This window comes from Paenibacillus glycanilyticus, assembly GCF_030161375.1.
GTDB lineage: Bacteria > Bacillota > Bacilli > Paenibacillales > Paenibacillaceae > Pristimantibacillus > Pristimantibacillus glycanilyticus_B.
In genome coordinates this window covers 229,151-248,502 of the sequence record NZ_BSSQ01000013.1, presented here as the reverse complement: position 1 = coordinate 248,502, position 19,352 = coordinate 229,151, and the positions used below count along the sequence as shown (strand labels likewise).

Sequence of the window (19,352 nt, the reverse complement as noted above, 5' to 3'; positions counted from 1 at the left end):
TATATAAATAACCATAATTTATGCAAAAAGACAACCGCCAAAAGATAGATTCGCAGTTGTCTTCAGCAAGGTATTCTACTGTATTAAGCCTATTCATTAATAGCCAAGCGAAGCGCCGCCTTCTACGGGCAAGGCAACTCCCGTCACGAACGAAGCATGCTCCGACGCAAGGTACAGCACCGACTGCGCGACCTCCTCCGGGGTGGCCGGACGGCCAAGCGGATGCATGTCGGCAAGCGACTTCGCGGCTGCCGCCGGATCGGGCTGCTCCATTGTCCACGCTTCAAGCAAGGGCGTCGACACGCCAGCCGGACAGACGCAATTAACCCGTACGCCATCCGGCGCGAAATCAAGCGCGAGCGACTTGGTCAACGCAATCAAACCGCCCTTGGATGCCGCGTAGATGGGGTTATTCCGTTGGCCGACAATTCCGCCAAGCGAAGCCATATTAACGATCGAGCCTTTCGTCCGGCGAAGCAAAGGTATAGCATGCTTGATCGTCAAATAGACACCCTTCAAATTAACGGCCATCAAGCGGTCGAAATTGTGCTCGGTAATCTCCTCGATCGGCTTCGGATGGATAACCGCCGCATTGTTGAATAGTACATCGAGCCTTCCAAAAGTTTGCATCGTGTACTCCATTAACGCAACGGAATCCTCCTCCCGGGATACGTCCGTCTTTAATGCAACCGCTCGAGGCATCATCTTGCTTGGAAACTCTGCGTTTAGCGACGCGGCTACTCGCTGCCCGTCTTCCTCGTTCCAATCCGCGATGACGACGCTCGCCCCTTCGGCGGCAAACAGACGCGCGCTTGTTTCCCCGATTCCCGAACCGCCGCCCGTAACGATAACAACCTTCTCATTAAACCGCATGAACTTATTTCTCCTTCTGTTTCGCTCTTCTCCGTATAAGTTGTAGTTATTCTATCATTTATTTGGAAATTCGTATTTGATCAGGCATCCATTAAGTTGACGATTAGTCCGCTAATTGTCCCGTTCATTAAAGGATGTATAGCAAAAAGAAGCTGCTCCGAGCAAACCGAATGCAACATTCGGTTTGTTCAAAGCAGCCTCTTGATTCTTGATTCTTGATTCTTGAGAGCGTTACGCGTTGTAGAACTTCACGATTTCTTGCACGATGGCTTCCTGCGTGCCGTCCACTTGCGTTTGACGCTGCGGTTTATTGAAGAGCGCCTGGATTTGCGCTGGGAACTCTTGCTCGATATGAACGAGTTCAATCGCTTCGTTGAACTTCGCCGGATGAGCCGTCGCCAGCGAGATCGTTACAGAACCCGCTTTCGCCTGTTGATCCGATGCCGCTACGCCGCAAGCGGAGTGGGGATCCAGAAGATAGCCCGTTTCTTTATTGTAAGCTGCAATCGTATCCAGGCATTCTTGCCCTTGTACGCCATGCGCGGCGAACTCTTCTTGTACTTTGCCGAGCGCGTCGCCGGAAACCACGATTTGCCCTTCTGCCTTAAAGCCGTCCATAAGGGAACGGATTTGCTCCGGATTCTCGCCCAGTACATAGTACAGGTAACGCTCGAAGTTGCTCGCTACTTGAATGTCCATCGAAGGGCTGTATGTCGTGCGGAAATCGCCCGGCTTGTACACGCCTTCTTTGATGAAGCGCTCAAGAATGTTGTTCTCGTTTGTTGCGAGAATAAGCTTGTCAACCGGCAGACCCATGCGTTTCGCCAGGTAACCCGCGAAGATGTCGCCGAAGTTGCCTGTTGGCACGCTGAAGTTTACTTTTGCATCGGAATTGCCCGTTTGCTTCGCCACTTGGAAGTAGGAATAGAAGTAGTAAACCGTTTGCGCCATGATGCGCACGAAGTTGATCGAGTTAATCGCGCACAGACGGTTAGCCGATTTGAATTCGAGATCCGCGAATAAATCTTTAATAATGCGCTGGCAGTCGTCGAAGTTGCCTTCCACGGACAGGTTCAGAACGTTGTCTTCTTGAACCGTCGTCATCTGCAGCTCCTGCACTTTGCTTACTTTGCCGTTCGGATGCAGAATGCAGATCTTGATGCCTTCCTTGCCTTTGACGCCTTCGATCGCCGAAGCGCCGGTATCGCCGGAAGTAGCGCCAAGAATGTGGATCTTCTTGTTCTGCTTGCGGGACACGTACGTATATAATTGGCCCATGAACTGGAGCGCGATGTCCTTGAACGCAAAAGTAGGACCATGGAACAATTCAAGCAAATAGAGGTCGTCTTTCAGCTTATGAACCGGCGTTACTTCCGGATGGCGGAACGTCGCGTAAGCGTCGTATACCATTTGCTTCAAATCTTCATAAGGAATTTCATCATTCGTATAAAGCGAGAAAATTTCAAGCACCAGCTCCTGATAGCTGAGCTCCTGCCATTCTTTCAGCTTAGCCGCGGAAACAACCGGAATTTCATAAGGCACAAGAAGTCCGCCGTCGTCCGCAAGACCCATGAGGAAAGCGTCGACAAAGCCGATTTTGCCTACATTTCCGCGAGTACTGATATATTCCATCTGTATTTCCCTCCTACTATTGCCTAACCTTCCCCCTATTATAGAAAAAGACCGCCATTACCACAAGACAATCTTGCTGGTTAATAGCGGTCATATGAGGGCTCGAGACGGTTATTTCGCCGTCTGCTTGATCAAGTCGATCAGCTGGGACAAAGCGTCCTTGCGGTCGTTTTTCAACATGTTATCGACGTATTGATCGCGGTTTGCGTACAAGTCGGTTACATGGGTGACAAGCGTCTCCGGCGTCATGTCCTCTTCATAGAGCACTTCGCAGAAGCCCGCCGACTGGAACGAACGCGCGTTAAGGATCTGATCGCCGCGGCTTGCTTCCTTCGTCAGAGGGATAAGCAGCATCGGTTTGCGCAAGTACAGGAACTCGAAGATCGAGTTCGAGCCCGCTCGCGAAATGATCACATCCGCCATCGCCAGCAGGTCCGGGAGCTCTTCATTTACATACTCGAACTGTCTGTACTGCTGGGACTGCAGGGACGGGTCAACCTGGCCTTTGCCGCATAGATGGATAATCTGGAACTTCTCCGTCAGCTTGCCAAGCGATGCGCGTACAGCCTGGTTGATCTTGCGGGCGCCAAGGCTTCCGCCCATGATGAGCAATACCGGCTTGCTCGATATGAAGCCGGCGAACTTGCGGCCGCGTGCCGCATCGCCTGCTTTGAGCTGATCGCGGATCACCGCGCCGACATAATGCGATTTGCCTGCCGGCAAATGCTGCTGCGTCTCCGGGAAAGTCGTGCAGACCCCCGCCGCAAAAGGAATCGCGATCTTGTTCGCCAGCCCCGGCGTCAGATCGGATTCATGGATGAGCACCGGCACCTTGTTCAGCCGAGCTCCAATGACAACCGGAACGGAGACGAAGCCGCCCTTCGAGAACAACACGTCGGGCTTTTCCTTCTTAATGATGCGGTATGCCTGGAACGCGCCTTTGATCACCTTGAACGGGTCCTTCACGTTCTGCCAATCTAGGTAACGTCGCAGCTTGCCGGTTGCGATGCCGTGATAACTCACATTTTGCAGCGGCTCGATGAGTTGCTTCTCAATGCCAGCCTCCGAACCTATGTAGTCCACCGACCAGCCTTCCTGTATAAAATGGGGGATCAACGCCAGGTTAACCGTGACATGCCCTGCCGATCCTCCGCCTGTAAACATAATTTTACTCACACTACCACTCCTAAAAAGAATTAGAACCTAACCGAAGGTTGTGATGATTCTTGCTTCGAAAGCATGATCTTAAAGAATTAGAACCTAACCGAAGGTTGTGATGATTCTTGCTTCGAAAGCATGATTAACCGGTCGCTCACTTATCCCGTCTATTGTAAGCCAGCAGGCTTGTTGATTTCCAGTATGAAGCGAAAACTTTCCATCTGACGGCAGAGTTCCGCCTTGTAGCCTTCTTTTCGCCCTCAATCAGCCTCTGTTAGGCTGGTTTCAGCCTTTCAGCCTTTTGTCTAGGTTACTTAGCCGATAACCCCACTGCCAGCAACCTATGCCCTTTCATGCACACTTCCACGTTTGATCTCCACCATCTTCAACTGCTGTTGACTGCCTTTTGAGCTTACAGCCCAACCTTTCGCTCACTTTGGCATCCGTTAGCCTCCTATAAAGCTTACAACCGTTAGAATCGATCGACTTCTCCCACTCTGGCTGGCCGTAAGCCTCCATCCACGCTTACAGCCTAACATTCCGCACACTTCTGTATGTGTAAGCCTCCTTTAGCGCTAACAGAGAACTGCCAGCAACCGAGCTAGCCAACGGCTTTCCCCCATCACAAACCCAATACCCAAACTCCAAACAAAACAAAAGCCGCGACTGCACGGGCAATAGCTCGTCCAATCGCGGCTTTCTGTTATTCTTCTCGTTTGCCTTCAACGACTTGCAGCGGACCTGACGGCTCGCCCGCCGGCATGTCCTCTTCGACAAAACGTTTGAGCGCTTGCAGCTTGTTCTCCCAGAACCGCTCGTAATAGCTGAGCCAGCGCTTCAGCTCAAGCAGCGGCTCGGGCTCCAGCCGGTAACGCGTCTCCCGTCCAACCTTGCGTTCTTTCACTAAGCCGGCTTCCGCCAGTATGCGCAAATGTTTGGACACCGCCGTCCGGCTCATCGAATAGTGACCGCTGATCACGGTCACCGGCATCTCCTCATCGACTAGCAGCTGCAGCAAACTGCGGCGCGTCGGATCGGCAATCGCCTGGAAGACGTCATGTTTAGGCTCGGCAGCCATATTCTTAAGCTTCGACAACGCTGACGAATTTCTTCATGATGCCAACCCAGCCGCCAGCCATATGCTCGCGTACTTGCGGATGCGCTTGGCCGAATTCGGTAACCTTGTCCGCATCCCAGCCGCCATGAATCAGCGTAAATTCGGTTTTGCCGCCGTCAAGCTCTTTCAACTCAAACGTCAGCGTCCAGTCTCTACCCCAGTTGAACACCAGACGGTTCGGCGGGTCAACCTCCGTCACTTTGCACGGGGACTGGCCGAATTGCCCGGCTTCCAGATGGAATTCGCAGCCAACCTCCGGTTTAAAGTCGCTGCTTGGCGCCATAAACCATGCCGCAATGCCTTCCGCCGTGGATACGGCATTCCATACTTTCTGAATGGTTGCATTCACTTCTACTGTCTGACGTACGTCAGGCAATGTGTTAACTCCGTTACTCATCGTCTTTAACCTCCGATTTAATTGCTGTTTATGATTGCTATTCAAGACTTCTTGGCATTGACCTTTTCCTTCAACCGGAACCGCAAAGCCGACCACTTCTCGTCTACGGCTACGTTGCTGACTGCCCGATAAGGCGTGGTGTCTTGCACATGCGAAGCCAACGAATCCCGGTTGATGTCGGGCTTTATCTTGCCGCTTTGCTTCGGATAAGTAATCCAAAACACCGCATCTTCGGCCAATAGCGGCAATACCTCCGGCAACTTGTCCTCAAGCTCAGCCTTGCTGTTTACAAACAGCTGTACAAAATCATGCTTCCCATCGGAGCCCGCTTCAACTCCAAGCGAATAACCATCCGGTGCGTTTAAAACCGCAGATGCTTGTCCGGACTTGAAGCGAAGTTTCTTCAACAGTTCTTCATTCATTCCGCTCAAGACTCCTTTGAAATTATGAAACCATTTGGTTTCGCTTTTTATTATAGGAAACCAAATGGTTTCCTGTCAATAACCTTATTTCGCCAACAACAGCAGACGATCATCCTTATCAGATGGTGTCCCTCTGCCATCCGTATTATTCGTGATCACGTACACGCTGCCGTCATGCACTCGTACATCCCGCAGCCTGCCTTCCTTCTGGAGTACGACTGACCTTTTTTTGGTCAACGTATTGTAACGCAGCAGCTTCTCCCCTCGAAGAGTCGCAATGAGCAAATGATTTTCCGCATCCATCGCAATCCCGGAAGGAGCAATGGTGTCCTCGCCCGTATGATAGACCGGATCGATCAACCCGTCGTGGTGCTGCCCGCCAATAACAACCGGCCAGCCATAGTTGCCCCCCGGTACAATGCTGTTGATCTCGTCATGCCCGCCGGGATCGCCCGACGGTCCATGCTCCGCGACAAACAGCATCCCCGAACTGCTCCAGGCTAGCCCTTGCGGATTCCGATGCCCGTAGGAGTAGACATAGGAATCCGGAAACGGATTGCTTGCCGGAATCGAGCCGTCCAGCTTCATGCGAAGGATTTTGCCCGCCAGACTGGTTTTGTCTTGGGCCAGCTCCTCTTGCCCCGCATCTCCCGTTGTCACGTACAGCAAGCCGTCCGGCCCAATCGCCATCCGTCCGCCGTCATGGTTAAACGAACCCGGAATGCCTTCAAGCAGCGCCTTCGATTCGACCCAAGCATTCCCCTTTAGCTTCAGCACAATAACCCGGTTCCAAATCTCGCCGTTCTCCTCGTACGTATGGTAGGCAAAAGCCTCCTTGGACTCCGCAAAATCCGGAGCCAGCACAAAGCCGAGGAAGCCCCCTTCGCCCTGTGCGTGGACGTTTTTCTTGAACTCCGCCGGCATCCGCGTCGACTTCCCGCCAGCAATCCGCACGACATTGCCGTCACGTTCGCTAACGTAGATTACATCGCCGTCAAACGCGATCACCCAAGGCGCCCGCAGCTTTTCTGCCACAACCTTATAGGAAGCCTGCTCCCCAGACCCTTGCGTGCTTACCGATGGCTTATTCCCTTCGTTCCCTTCGCAGGAAGCAAGCAGCAATGTTCCTAGAGTGAGCGCTACGGCTACGATTAACCTCTTCCCCATCCTCATCTCTCCTCATCCCTATCGTTACAGAGGTTGACTGCCGCCAACTGCAGGCCTCGTCCTGATCACGACCTCTGCCAACGCCAGCAGCAACACAATCGAGCAGTAGACCGAAATCGTGTAGCTTATCGTGTAATCTAGGCCAAAGCCTTGGTGAAAGGCTGCCGTAATAAGGTGGATGAACATATTGGTGAATACAAAAACATAACTCCGGATCATCCACTTGCGGTGCTGAATGACCTGTTTCTTCCTAATCTTCACGACCGCAATGACCGTTATGATCAGCCAGATTAGATTAATAAAGTTAAAAGCGATACTGCTCGCTTTTCCGCCTGTTGAAGATGGAGCCATGTAACCGGAGGTCAAATCAACGATTGCTACCGCCGCTACATAGCCGTATCCGATGATCCGGTGAAGCTTTGGCCTGCTTTGCCTGATCCGCTTCGAGAAGTTGACAAGACCGGCAATCATGGCCGCACAAGCCGCCAGAATATGTACATTCCTAATAGAAAGCCACAGCGAGACATGCTTCAGGCCGGTCTTATGGCTCAGGAACCGGCTCGCTTCCGGATCATAGATAAAGTTCGAATAGGTCGTGTAACCGATAAACACGATCGACACGACCAGCGCTGTTACATATAACTTGCTTTTTTTACGCACGGGATTGCCTCTTTCATCTTTCATCTTTCATCTTTCAAACTTTGCTTGGCATGGCTATCAAAATAAGTCTAGCTGCTCGTATTGCGGCGGTGCTTCGACCGGTTCCAGCGGGTCTTTGCCATCGGGTCTAAGCTGGCCAAGCATCGCCATCATCTGCTTCGCATTATCCGCTGCATCGCCGCCGGAGTTATTGTTGAATATTACGCATATATGCTGGCTCTGCTGCTGCAGCTGCTCCAGGTAACCTGCCCATTGCCGCAGCTCGTCCTCGTTGTACCGGTACAAATAACGGACATCGCGCCAATTCGGCCCGCCTCCTTGGTTCCATCCGCTTGCATTGCGGCCGTGGAAGCGGACAACCGTCATGGCGGCATCCGTCGCCTCAAGCACGGTCGGGATCGATCCGAGGCCGGCCTGCGGCTCATCGCATACGCTATGCATCCAGCCTTCCTCGCGCATGAAGTCGAGCGTACGCGCCCGGTACTCCTCGGTGAACCAGCTCTGGTGCCGGAACTCCAGCGCGACGGGAATTCCCTCCATCCGGCGCTTGGCTTCGCGAAGAATACGCACGTTGTCCCGGGTGCAATCGAACCATGGCGGGTATTGGAACAAGGCTGCCCGCAGCCGCCCCGCCTCCATCGCCGGCGCGATGGATTCCCGAAATGCCGCAAACGTACTATCCGGATCATTCGCTGCAGCCGCCGCAGCGGGACCGCGCTGATGACCGGTCATTCCTTGATAAGCCTTCACGATAAAATGGAGCGACTCAGGCGTCTCTTCCGTCCACTTCGCGAATCTATCCGGCGGTTGTATCGCGTAGAAGCTGCTGTCCACTTCCACCAGCGGAAAATGCTTCGCGTATTCCTTCAACCGATCCTTCGCTTTGACCTTTGGGCCGTACAACGCGTCCTGGTCTCCCCAACCCGCAAGACCGATATGTATAGGCAAATGGCTCACCGCCCCTCAACGCTGACATCTACTGTCTCTCCAACCTATCATATCTGCCGACACTTCTGCAAACTAAGGCAACGCAAAAAAACAGGCTATTCCTAAAAGCCAACCTCAAGAGATCGACTTTTAGTCATAACCTGTTTACAAGTATATTGACGCATTCGCTATATCGCAGTTCGCATCCAACGGTCCATGCGCTCCAGCGCTTCCGTCAGGTTCGACACCGAGGATGCATACGAGCACCGGATGAATCCTTCGCCTCCCGAACCAAACACCGATCCGGGCACCGCGGCGACCTTCGCCTCCTGAAGCAGCCTTTGCGCGAATTGCTCGGAACTAAGTCCGGTTACGGCGATGGATGGGAATGCATAAAACGCTCCTTGCGGATCGCGGCAAGTTAATCCAAGCTCGCCTAGCCCTTTGACGAACATCCGGCGGCGCTGATTAAACGCCTTCACCATTTCGTCCTTATCCTCCATACAGCTACGCAGGCATTCGATCGCCGCAACCTGGCCAACGATTGGCGCGCACAGCGCCGTATATTGATGAATCTTGGTCATCGCCGCGATCAGCTCTTCTCCGCCGCAAGCGTAACCAACCCGCATGCCCGTCATCGCAAAAGCTTTTGAGAAGCCGCTGATGATAACCGTCCGTTCTTTCATCCCCGGCAAAGAAGCGAAGCTCACATGTTTACTCTCGTAGGACAGCTCCGCGTAAATCTCGTCGGAGAAGACGATCAGGTTATGCTCCTCTACAAGCTTTGCAATCGGCAGCCAATCCTCGTAAGACATGACCGCTCCGGTCGGATTGCTCGGGAAGTTGACGAAAAGCACCTTGGAACGGGGAGTTATCGCCTGCTTCAGCGCATCTGCCGTTAGCTTGAACGACTGGGCGGCGGTCATCTCCAGTTCAACCGGCACCCCTCCGTTTAGCTTGCAGATTGGCGCATAAGCAATATAACCGGGTACCGGAATAATCATTTCATCGCCGGGCTCTAGAATGGCCCGCATGGCCAGATCAATGGCCTCGCTGCCGCCTACCGTAACCAGCACTTCCTTGGCCGGCTCGTAGCTCACGCCGAAATTCCCGAGCATATAAGCCGCAATCTCTTCCCGCAGCTCCATAAGCCCTTCGTTTGGCGTATACATCGTGCGGCCCCGCTCCAGCGAGCGGATGCAGGCCTCTCTAGCAGCCTTGGGCGTAGCAAAATCGGGTTCCCCAACCCCTAGCGATATGATCTCCTTGTTTCCCTCAGCCGCGTTAAAAAACTTGCGAATGCCCGATGGCGGCAAATCGCGTACTAGCGGCGACACCCATGTGCTCTTCGTCAACATGGTAATCCCTCTCCCCCGGCCGATTAGTTCTCTTTACGCTCCTCAAGAGAATAATCGATGATGTAATCAAGCAACTCGCTGAATTTGATGCCAGCCGCTTTGGCTGCCTTCGGCAGCAGGCTGTTTTTCGTCAGGCCCGGCAGCGTGTTGGCTTCCAGCACATACGGAACGCCATTCGCAATAATCATATCGATACGTGCATATACACTGCACTTTAACGATTTGTAGCAGCCAAGCGCTGACGCTTCTACGAGGGCGTGCACATCCGCGGGCAACTCGATAATTTCCTCTGTTGCTCCGCCGTCTTGATATTTGGAGTCGTAATCGAAGAAGTCCGAGTTCGCCTGAATCGAAACGATCGGCAGCAGTTTGCCGTTCAGCACGGCGCAAGTGATCTCATCCCCGCCGACAAATTGCTCGATCATCACGGAGTTATCCCATTTCAAAGCTTCCGCCACCGCACCGGCAATCTCTTCCTGGGTTTTGATCAGACGCGTAGCGATACTCGAGCCGCCCGAGTTCGGCTTAACAACAACCGGCAGTCCAAGACGTTCCACGTTAGCCGAAGCAAGCTCCTCCATGCTGGAGACATTGATCCAGTCTGCCGTAAGGATGTCGTCAAAGCGGATCAGCTTTTTGGCCAATTCTTTATCCATGCTTACGCTGCTCGACAATACGCCGCAGCCCGAATAAGGAATACCGAGCGATTCCAGCGTGCCTTGCACCGTGCCGTCTTCGCCGTATTTGCCGTGTAGGGCGAGGAGCGCAAAATCAATGCCTGCCGTTTTATCGATCAAGTCGCGTTTCGTGTTAATCTCGATCGGCACCACTTCATATTTGCCGCGATCCAGATTCGCGATCATTTCTTGGCCCGTTAATAAGGAAATTTCTCTTTCGGACGAAATGCCGCCCATAATAACTCCGATTTTCTTCATGATGTGTGTAGCCTCCTAAAAATTTTGCGAAGCAAAATTACTTCGTAAGCATATGCCTAAATTTTGCGAAGCAAATACTTAATCAAATTACAAATTAATTAACGAGCAAAATTACTTCGTAAGCATTTGCCTAAATTTTGCGAAGCAAAATTACTTCGTAAGCATATTTTTCGCGCAATCCCCGATCTTTCGGATCCCCTTCACGATATCCTCATCGGACACGCGGGAGAAGCCAAGCCGCATCGCATGCCGTCCGCCGCCGTCCGTGTAGAAAATATCCCCCGGCGTAAAGAGCACGCCTTGCTCCGTGCACGCCTGCAGCAATTCCCTCGTAGAGAAATTCTCCTCGAACTCGACGAACAGGTGAAGCCCGCCGTCTCCTGAGAGCCTTTTCAGCGGTAAATACGTCTTGCAGCTTTCAACTGCCAGCTCGTATTTGCGCTTGTATTCCGCCTTCGCCCGCTTCAGATATTTCTCGAAGTTGCCGTTGTGAAGATATTGATACAGCAGCGATTGATCCAGAGTCGACGTATGAATGGTGCGCGCGCGTTTGACGCTTTCCAAATAGTCGATCAGCTCCTTATCCGCCAGAATCCATCCGACACGGAGGCCCGGGAACAGAATTTTGGAGAAGCTGCCCAAGTAGATCGTTCCGTTGTTTCGTGTGCCGCCGTATGCGAGAAGAGGGGCTACATGAGCGCCGGAATAACGGAGCTCTTCATTAAAGCCGTCCTCGATAATCGGGATTTGGCGGTCGTTCAGCATCCGGACCGATTCCGTTCTTTTCTCATGGGACATCACGATTCCGGTCGGGTTATGGTACGAAGGAACAAGATAAGCAAGGTCGTAATCCTGCCTGCCAAGCTTCTCTTCCAGCTGCTCTAGGCTAATGCCGTCAGGCTCCATATCTACGCCGGTTATGGCGAATTGGTGCATCTTTAAATTTTTTATTGCGGTATGGTGAGTCGGGTTCTCGCATAACGCGTGTCCGCTGCGCTTTCCAAGCGCCGACAGGACAAGGTCAAACCCTTCCGTAAAGCCGTTCGTAATGAGCATATCCTTGCCGGTTAGATCAACGCCTTTGTTCTCCATATAACGCATGAGAAACTCGATGAGCGGCTTGTAGCCCTTGGCGTAACCGTAATTCAGAATGATGTTGCCTTCCAGCGACATCCGGTCGAGGAATGCTCGTTTTACATTTTGCAGGTCAAACAGCTTCTCGTCCGGAGCGATGCTTGTAAAAGAAATCGCACCCCGCTTCGAGCGGATGCCATGCTTCATCAGATCATGCTCTTCGGCCGTGCGGGCCAGCGCGTTGATCCGCTCGCTCCAGTTCAGCTGTTTGCCGCCGCCTTCATCAGCCGCTATCGCCGATTGAGCAACGAAGTTGCCTTTGCCTTTAACGACATAAATGAACCCTTCTTCCACCAGATCCGCATAAGCGGTCACGACCGTGTTGCGGCTGACATTCATCAAGAGGCTTAGCTCTCGCGTGGACGGGAGCTTCTGATTCGCTTGCAGCGCGCCCGTGATCATTAGCCGTTTCATATAATCTTTGACCTGCATCGATACCGGCCGGTCGCCCGCGAATTGAATATCAGAATACATCCCAATTAACCTCCAACAATTTTACCGATAAGCTTATCATGTCATAAAACGGTCCAAAGCAAAAGAACCACGCTAGGCTTCTTTCGCCTTCAGCGTGGTTCTTAGACAAGACTAATGGATAAGTGCTCTTATGAAATATTACTTCGCCGTCACGCCGCCGTCGACGGGCAATTCGATACCGGTCAGGTAAGATGCGTCATCCGAAGCGAGGAACAGGACCGCCTTCGCGACTTCAACTGCTTGTCCTACGCGAGGAAGGGCGGTCTGAGACAAGAACCAGCCAAGCATTTGCTCGTTGTTCACGAACTCCTTGCTCATTGGCGTCTCAATAAAGCCGGGATGCACAGAATTGACGCGGATATTGTCCTTCCCATAATCTACGGCCGCCGCTTTGCTCAGCATGCGGACCGCGCCTTTAGACGCCGTGTAAGCGCCGGCGCCTTGGCTGCCGGTAAGGCCGGCGATCGACGAAATGTTAACGATTGAGCCGCTTTTATTATTTTGCATATGCGGAACGACATGCTTCATGCCTAGGAATACGCTAGACAAGTTAATATTCATCACCTTGTCCCATTGATCGACCGTTGTATCCAGCATGCCAACAGCAAACGAAATACCGGCGTTATTAACGAGAATATCGATTCGTCCATAAGCCTCCACCGCCGCTGCAACAACGCTGATCCACTGCTCTTCGGATGCGACGTTATGCGCGATTGCCATTGCAACGCCGCCTTTTGCCTCGATTTCCTTTACGACGGCGAGAACCGCTTCTTCATTAATGTCGGTTGCAACAACCTTTGCGCCTTCTTGGGCGAACAACAGCGCTTCCTCCCGGCCCATGCCGCTTCCCGCACCGGTAATGATGGCTACTTTATCCGCTAGACGACTCATGGATCATCTCTCCTTTGAATGTAATGATAGTTTGTATATCACTATGATATAAACTATATCACCATACTAATTCAAGCGCAATGCTTCTTGCCTAGAAGGAGTTGGCATCGGTATAATACGCATATATTTAATGCGGAAGAAAGGTAATGGCCTATGGATGCGAAAGCACGGTATGTAAAAGAACGGAAAGACGGTAAACAGCAACGGCTGCTAACGATTCTAGACGCGGCTGAACGCGAATTTATACATCGGGGCATCGAGAAAACCACTATGCAGCATATCGCGGACGCGGCTAATATCGGCATTGCTACGTTGTTTCGGTATTTCCCGAAGAAAGAGAAGCTGATTGTTGCGGTGGCGACCAAGCTGCTGCAGCCGATTCATGATGCCTTTATGGCGACCGCTGCGCTGCAGGTGCCTTGTCTGGATAAGCTGGAACGGCTATTCGATTATTTAATCGAGGAACATAACCGCGCAAGCGCCAAATTCATGGTCGACTTCGATAGCTACGCTGCGCATTCGCTTGAGCCAGTAGAGGATATGGAGACGTTTGAAGCATTGCACCGGCAAATCTCGCAGCATTTTGCGGCTATTGTACAGTCCGGCATCGAGGACGGCTCTATCCGCAGCGATCTGCAGATCAAGGAAACCTTAACGACGATTATGAATACTTTCGGCCAATTTTCACGTCAGCTGTCGCTGCAGAACAACATTTTGCTGTTCGAATCGGATCTTGAGTCGAAGCCGCAATTGCTTATTCTCAAAGGACTGTTCCTCGAATATGTGAAAAGCCGTTAAGCTTGTGCCGATTCAAACAGAAGAAAGCTCCCCGCAGCCGGGGAGCTTTCTTTGCGTCAAAAATATTTATCAAAATTAATAAATAATGGCGTTAATACAAAAGCTAATTAAAATTTAGCCCGTAGAACCGTTCCGCATTGCCAAGGCTGGTGTAAATATCGGCGCTGGCGCCGCCCATGTACCAATAAGCCATCCCCGCCAGATTGCGGTCCATCGCGGCTTTGTATTTGGCGGCAAGCGACCGTCCGTCTTCCAGCCAAATCTGATGCTTAAGTCCGTTAAGCTGATAGGAAACCGTATACTGCTGGACCGATGCGTTCCATTCCGGCAACAGCTTACGTTGTTTCACGGTCTGATTTTGCTCGATTAAGGTCAATTCCGTTGCCGTTACGGTACCGTTCTTGTTTGTTGTCCAGTCCCGGTTGTAGTAAGGCAATGCCAGAATCACCTTGCTTGCGGGCACGACGTCAAGCAGCGTATCGACGGCATGATTCACGTAAGGCATGGAGGCAACAGAACCGGCAAGCGGACTGGTACTCCAATGCTCGTCGTAAGCCATCATGACGATATAATCCGCCGAAGCGCCAAGCGCCGCGTAATCAAAACCTTCCGTCCAGTCGCTGCCAAGATCAGGAGAAACGCAGACCGAAACAACAGCTCCAAGCTTATGCACCTTCGCGCTGAGCTCGCTTATGAAAGCCGTCATGTAGGAGCGGTCTTCGGGAGCTACGTTTTCGAAATCGATATTCAGTCCTTTAAGTCCGTAGTTCTGCACGTAGGCCGCCAGTTGATTAACCACCTTGGTCCGGTACGTCACATTGGACAAGTTCTGATGCGTGACTTCCTGATTCGATCGATTGCCGACCATCGCCCATATTTGTTTATTATTTTTATTCGCCCAAGTGACGAGCGATTGATCGGCATTGCTTGCCACAACCCCTGCCGGGTCAAAAAAGAACCAACGAGGCGACATCGTGTTTACGCCCGCTTGTTTGACGGACTGTTCGAACTGAGCCGTTGTCTGGCCATACTGCCAGCCAAGCTGGATCCGTGCCGTATTCGGCTTCTTGGCGAGCGCGGCTGACCAGTCATCGTCTTGCAATGCGCGGTCGATCACGGCGGCGATCTCCTGCCTAGTCATTCCGTTTGCCGGTTTAAAGTTGCCATTCGCATCGCCTGCCATCAGATTCAGCTCGAGCGCCGCGCCAACGGCCGCATCCGCCCAGCTTGCAATCTTATCGGCATCGGCATAATACGAAGTATCCCCGCTTACGCCAGACTGCTTGAAAGCCCGTATAAGCATAATCGCGGCTTCCTGCCGCGTAACCGGCTTCGATGGTTCAAACGTATGCGCGCTTGTTCCGTCCACGAGACCGACCTGCACGGCCGCCGTAACGGCACCGTAGTACCAAGCATTTGCGGACAAATCCTTAAATGGGCTAATTGCGCTTTGGACCGGTGTAATTCCGAGAACGCGGTCCAATATCGTGATAAATTCCGCCCGGGTCACCGCTTGTTTCGGCGAGAAGGTTCTAGCGGAAGTTCCCGATAATAGTTGTTTATTATATAAACGAATGATAGATTCCTTGGCGAAGCTGCCCGCAATATCGTCGAAAGGCAACTTGTCCGCGCTTGCTGCATCTACGGTTGGAACGATCCCCATCAGGCAAGACAATGCTGCGGTTCCCGCGAGCCATCTCTTAAACTTGCTACCAAACAAGGTTTCGCCCTCCTAAAAAGAATGGTTAACTCAAATAGCCCGCATTGGGCTGTTCCTTGATCTTTCTTACTTCGTAAGCATGATGATTAACTCAAATAGCCCGCATTGGGCTGTTTCTTGATCATTCTTGCTTCGTAAGCATGATGGTCAACTCAAACAGCCCAATTGGGCTGTTCATTGATCATTCTTACTTCGTAAGCATGTGCTTCCTTAATAGTTAAGGTCATGATTCTTTAATGGTAACAAAGATGGCGCCGGCGTTCATCGGCAAGAAAATGGGAATGAATATTTTGCCGGGCAAACGTGCATCCGGTACAAGCAACATGGGGCTGCATTTATAATTGGTCAAATGCCTCAGGAACAAACACCCAATCACCTTGGAGCAAATCGTCATAAGTTATAGAGTATTGAAGACGTAAGGAGGTGCATGTATAATGTCCGGTTACGTTGGTGGTGTTAACTCTACAGGTTTCATCCTGGTGCTTTTTATACTCTTGGTGATCATTATTTGCGGTTGTGGCTTTGGCAGAATGTACTAATTCCTAGCTTAACTGCAGTATCCATCCAAGCAGAATACGAAGCTTAACCCGCAAGCAAAAGGCCCATTTCAATGGGCCTTTTGTCGTTTCGCCAACGCTTTGTATCCCCTATCCCTCTTAAGTATGATCGTTCTTCCCCTACCCCAGGCGGGGGCTCGCCATGTCGAACTATGCTACAATAGGGCAATCCGAGTGTTTACGATCGTACATAAATGCGCATGCTGATAGAGAGAGTTATAGATTGATAGAGAGACAAGCCCGGAGAGGAGACGTAATGAGATGCCCGAACCTTTGGCACGACAGAATACAGCAATGAGGCAGATCAACCAGCCGTATGTCAGGCCGGAGCAGAAGCAGAAGCGAAACCCGCTCATGACCTCGATCGTATTGATCGCGATTATTATATTGGGCTGGAGGTGGATTGAATCGGTCCAGGATCGACCGGCACCAGCTTCCAAGCAGACGCAAAAGCAAAATGCGCCAACAACTTCCCTTAATCCGATCGTTGCCAACAAAGCCGATACCCTTGTTGCCCAAACCGGCAAACTCGGCATAAAGATTCTAATTACCGACGATTTCCGCTCAAGCGAGGAGCAGAACGTCTTGTACAAAAAAGGACGAACCGAACCCGGACAAGTTGTCACTAACGTCAAAGGCGGCGCTTCCTACCATAACTACGGCCTGGCTGTCGATTTCGCGCTCGTCAAGCCGGATGGCGATGTGATCTGGGATATGAAATATGACGGCAACGACAACGGGAAGCCTGACTGGATGGAAGTCGTCTCGGCTGCCAAAAAGCTTGGTTTCGCCTGGGGCGGAGATTGGCAAAGCTTCAAGGACTACCCTCATTTGCAAATGGATTTCGGCTACTCGATTAAAGACCTGCAGCGCGGCAAACGCCCGCCAACAACGGAATAACGCAGCAATGGCCCGTGCTGGTTTCAGCAACGGGCCATTGTTATGAAGGTTATTACTTATCGTTAGCCATGTCTATTCCGCTAGACGAAGCAGCTCGCTGACCGTCACTAGACGGTACCCTTCTGCCGCCAGTTCCTTTGTCAGAACGCGTACGGCCTCAACCGTTTGCGAGCGGTCGCCGTACCCGTCGTGGAAGATCAGAATACTTCCGTTCTCCACGGCGTTGCGCGAACTTTCGAGAATATGGTCAACGCCGGGCATATCCCAGTCCCTTGCTTCCGTGTTTACCGCGCCAATGGAAGGGTAACCTTCGCGGGCAAGAATCGCATTAACACGTTCATCTCCCGCCAAATAAGGCAAACGCATCGTTGCCGCACGCGATCCGGTTACTTGTTTTATAAGCTCTTCCGTCCGCGCGATTTCACTTTCAATCTCTTCAACCGATAACTCCGTCATATTAGGATGGGTGTACGAATGATTGCCGATTTCATGCCCACGTTTATGGACAAGCTTGGCCACTTCGAAGTTAGCTGCGATCTGCTCGCCAACCATATAAAAGGTCGCTTGCCCTCCGGCTTCAGCAAAAATCTCAAGCAACTCCGGCGTATGCACCGGATCAGGTCCGTCATCAAACGTAAAAGCAACCGCTTTGCTGTTCGTGTTAATGGCTTGTATCAACATAAAATGCTCCTTCTCCCCTCATGTCGTGCCGCAAACAAACAATCCCAAATAAAAGAGCAACAGTGCGGCCGCCCCTACCGCCGAATAAGGCCAACGTTCTTCGATCAGAATAGCTGCCACCAGAACAATCAACGAGAAAAAAGCGCCAATCGTCCCCGCAATCATCCCAAAACCAATATCTCCCCATAGAAACGGAAGGAAACCCCCAAAAATATACATAACTAAATAGACAAATGGACGACCGTGACGCACTAATCTGACCAAGAAATCCGCCACAAACGAGAAAAGCAGTCCATATCCATAAAAAAATCCAAAAGGTATAAATAATCTTTTTCCTGACCATTGCAGGAAATGAAACCCGTTAAAGATAAAAATAAAAACAAGCAGGCCCACCCCAGCACCAAACAGCTTGGCAGAGAGATATTGGCTAATTGCGCGCCACGGGAACGACAACGACATAAGGATCATCCCTTTCGAGAAGGTATGGAACACTTTTATCGTATCAACCGGCCTGCCGCCCGTGCAGTTCTAACTTTTGTAGAACCCTATATGTACTTGTATTCGCGAAAGGTTGCCGCTTGCCCCCGATAAATGCCTTGTTCATCTACCAAGTTCCATACCGTAGCATTCATAATGTAGAACCGCCGCCCCGTGCTAGAGATGCGGATGCCCGTGTAGTCATCGACGTAACCATGGGCCGTTACCTGCGTGAAGAACCGGTCCCGCTCCGCCCGTTCCATAGGCTCGGCTGTAAGGCGCGAAGGCGTGCTTGTCAGTTGCTCCCAATCCATCTCCCATAGGTCAAGCGCCGTCTGATTCCCGTAATTCAGCACTGGGTCGGTTTCCGTTCCATGCGATAAAATAACCTGCGGCGCGTTAAAAAGCTTTTCCGACAAGTCCATCCCGCCACCGCAGCCGTTGCTCTCGCCCGGCACCAAGTCCCGTCCCGTCCATCTGCGGTAGCTGTCTGCAAGCAGCTTGCTATGCTCAGCGGTTGCTCCAACACCTGTAAGCGGCATTTTGCCCATATTCATCTCGCCTGTCCTATTCCTTCGCCAAAAACTTGCGGATCCCATCGACCGCAGCTTGATGATCTTCTTCGCCGGTCAGGCCGGATACGGTAATGGTGCCGACTTTGCCCTGGCCGCGAACAACGATCGGGAATGAACCGCCTTCGCCTTGATAGTCCGACAACGGCAAGCCCGAGCTCTCCGGGAACGTCGTCCCTTGGTCGCGGAACATTTCGCCAACATAAAGGGAGCTGTGACCAAAATGATTCACCACGTTTTTTTTCGTATTGACCCAATAAATATTATCTTTCGAAGTCCCCGCCATGTAATGGGTAAAAAGCGGATGTTCGTCGTTCTCGATATGTACGGCAATGCCTTTACCAATGATATCTTTGGCGTGCTGCACAACAATAAGTCCTAGCTGCAGCGCATCCTCATTCGTAAAAGAATCGAATTGAAGTTCTTCTTCCTGAGCAAGCAATGTCTTCATCAAATCGTTCATGAGCTCGTTCCTCTCTCTGCATCCGAATAACAACAACCC

The 19,352-nt window shown here is 51.7% G+C and carries 20 protein-coding genes; 2 read left to right on the top strand and 18 right to left on the bottom strand.

All coding sequences use genetic code 11. The annotated features are described in order from the left end of the window. Nucleotides 1-96 precede the first annotated feature (96 nt). The 13 genes from QQK89_RS15840 to QQK89_RS15780 all read right to left on the bottom strand — a co-directional run bounded on the left by QQK89_RS15840 (nt 97) and on the right by QQK89_RS15780 (nt 13,145). On the bottom strand, nt 97-873 hold the full coding sequence (locus tag QQK89_RS15840) for an SDR family NAD(P)-dependent oxidoreductase (RefSeq protein WP_284239595.1): 777 nt from the start codon (nt 871-873) through the stop codon (nt 97-99). 231 nt (nt 874-1,104) lie between these two features. After that, the gene (thrC, locus tag QQK89_RS15835; RefSeq protein ID WP_284239593.1) at nt 1,105-2,505 is read right to left on the bottom strand and encodes a threonine synthase; all 1,401 of its coding nucleotides are present in this window, start codon (nt 2,503-2,505) and stop codon (nt 1,105-1,107) included. A 111-nt stretch (nt 2,506-2,616) separates the two neighbouring features. Continuing rightward, on the bottom strand, nt 2,617-3,669 hold the full coding sequence (locus QQK89_RS15830) for an undecaprenyldiphospho-muramoylpentapeptide beta-N-acetylglucosaminyltransferase (RefSeq protein ID WP_284239685.1): 1,053 nt from the start codon (nt 3,667-3,669) through the stop codon (nt 2,617-2,619). Nucleotides 3,670-4,366: 697 nt separating this feature from the next. After that, nucleotides 4,367-4,741 (bottom strand): ArsR/SmtB family transcription factor, encoded by a 375-nt coding sequence (locus QQK89_RS15825; RefSeq protein WP_284239684.1) that lies wholly within the window; start codon nt 4,739-4,741, stop codon nt 4,367-4,369. 4 nt (nt 4,742-4,745) lie between these two features. After that, nucleotides 4,746-5,177, bottom strand: a complete 432-nt coding sequence (locus QQK89_RS15820) for an SRPBCC family protein (RefSeq protein WP_284239592.1) — start codon at nt 5,175-5,177, stop codon at nt 4,746-4,748. A gap of 41 nt (nt 5,178-5,218) precedes the next feature. Beyond that, nucleotides 5,219-5,599: a hypothetical protein gene (locus tag QQK89_RS15815; RefSeq protein WP_284239591.1), complete on the bottom strand. Its 381-nt coding sequence runs from the start codon at nt 5,597-5,599 to the stop codon at nt 5,219-5,221. An 84-nt stretch (nt 5,600-5,683) separates the two neighbouring features. Further along, a complete protein-coding gene (locus QQK89_RS15810) occupies nt 5,684-6,766 on the bottom strand; it encodes a PQQ-dependent sugar dehydrogenase (protein WP_284239590.1) in 1,083 nt (360 codons plus the stop codon). A gap of 24 nt (nt 6,767-6,790) precedes the next feature. Beyond that, nucleotides 6,791-7,426: a DUF2306 domain-containing protein gene (locus QQK89_RS15805; RefSeq protein WP_284239589.1), complete on the bottom strand. Its 636-nt coding sequence runs from the start codon at nt 7,424-7,426 to the stop codon at nt 6,791-6,793. Nucleotides 7,427-7,483: 57 nt separating this feature from the next. Beyond that, nucleotides 7,484-8,374 carry a DUF72 domain-containing protein gene (locus QQK89_RS15800; protein ID WP_284239588.1) on the bottom strand — a complete coding sequence of 297 codons (891 nt, stop codon included), beginning with the start codon at nt 8,372-8,374 and terminating at the stop codon, nt 7,484-7,486. A 167-nt stretch (nt 8,375-8,541) separates the two neighbouring features. Further along, on the bottom strand, nt 8,542-9,711 hold the full coding sequence (locus tag QQK89_RS15795) for an aminotransferase class I/II-fold pyridoxal phosphate-dependent enzyme (protein WP_284239587.1): 1,170 nt from the start codon (nt 9,709-9,711) through the stop codon (nt 8,542-8,544). A 23-nt stretch (nt 9,712-9,734) separates the two neighbouring features. Beyond that, a complete protein-coding gene (locus tag QQK89_RS15790; RefSeq protein WP_284239586.1) occupies nt 9,735-10,646 on the bottom strand; it encodes a D-alanine--D-alanine ligase in 912 nt (303 codons plus the stop codon). A gap of 150 nt (nt 10,647-10,796) precedes the next feature. After that, nucleotides 10,797-12,254 (bottom strand): PLP-dependent aminotransferase family protein, encoded by a 1,458-nt coding sequence (locus QQK89_RS15785; protein ID WP_284239585.1) that lies wholly within the window; start codon nt 12,252-12,254, stop codon nt 10,797-10,799. Between the two features lie 138 nt (nt 12,255-12,392). Then, nucleotides 12,393-13,145: an SDR family NAD(P)-dependent oxidoreductase gene (locus QQK89_RS15780; protein WP_284239584.1), complete on the bottom strand. Its 753-nt coding sequence runs from the start codon at nt 13,143-13,145 to the stop codon at nt 12,393-12,395. Between the two features lie 153 nt (nt 13,146-13,298). Between QQK89_RS15780 and QQK89_RS15775 the strand changes: the two genes are divergently transcribed. Next, the gene (locus QQK89_RS15775; protein ID WP_284239583.1) at nt 13,299-13,943 is read left to right on the top strand and encodes a TetR/AcrR family transcriptional regulator; all 645 of its coding nucleotides are present in this window, start codon (nt 13,299-13,301) and stop codon (nt 13,941-13,943) included. A gap of 103 nt (nt 13,944-14,046) precedes the next feature. On the opposite strand, the gene QQK89_RS15770 is transcribed toward QQK89_RS15775, so the two are convergent. Continuing rightward, a complete protein-coding gene (locus QQK89_RS15770; RefSeq protein ID WP_284239582.1) occupies nt 14,047-15,663 on the bottom strand; it encodes an S-layer homology domain-containing protein in 1,617 nt (538 codons plus the stop codon). A gap of 818 nt (nt 15,664-16,481) precedes the next feature. Here QQK89_RS15770 and QQK89_RS15765 point away from each other — a divergent pair. Then, on the top strand, nt 16,482-17,120 hold the full coding sequence (locus QQK89_RS15765) for a M15 family metallopeptidase (protein ID WP_284239581.1): 639 nt from the start codon (nt 16,482-16,484) through the stop codon (nt 17,118-17,120). Between the two features lie 72 nt (nt 17,121-17,192). Here the strand turns inward: QQK89_RS15765 and QQK89_RS15760 are convergent, their stop codons facing one another. From QQK89_RS15760 to QQK89_RS15745, 4 genes are all read right to left on the bottom strand, one after another. Continuing rightward, nucleotides 17,193-17,801: a polysaccharide deacetylase family protein gene (locus QQK89_RS15760; protein ID WP_284239580.1), complete on the bottom strand. Its 609-nt coding sequence runs from the start codon at nt 17,799-17,801 to the stop codon at nt 17,193-17,195. Nucleotides 17,802-17,819: 18 nt separating this feature from the next. After that, nucleotides 17,820-18,260, bottom strand: a complete 441-nt coding sequence (locus tag QQK89_RS15755) for a hypothetical protein (RefSeq protein ID WP_284239579.1) — start codon at nt 18,258-18,260, stop codon at nt 17,820-17,822. A gap of 86 nt (nt 18,261-18,346) precedes the next feature. Beyond that, nucleotides 18,347-18,835 carry an MEKHLA domain-containing protein gene (locus QQK89_RS15750; protein ID WP_284239578.1) on the bottom strand — a complete coding sequence of 163 codons (489 nt, stop codon included), beginning with the start codon at nt 18,833-18,835 and terminating at the stop codon, nt 18,347-18,349. A gap of 10 nt (nt 18,836-18,845) precedes the next feature. Continuing rightward, a complete protein-coding gene (locus QQK89_RS15745) occupies nt 18,846-19,313 on the bottom strand; it encodes a heme-degrading domain-containing protein (RefSeq protein WP_284239577.1) in 468 nt (155 codons plus the stop codon). Nucleotides 19,314-19,352: the final 39 nt, after the last annotated feature.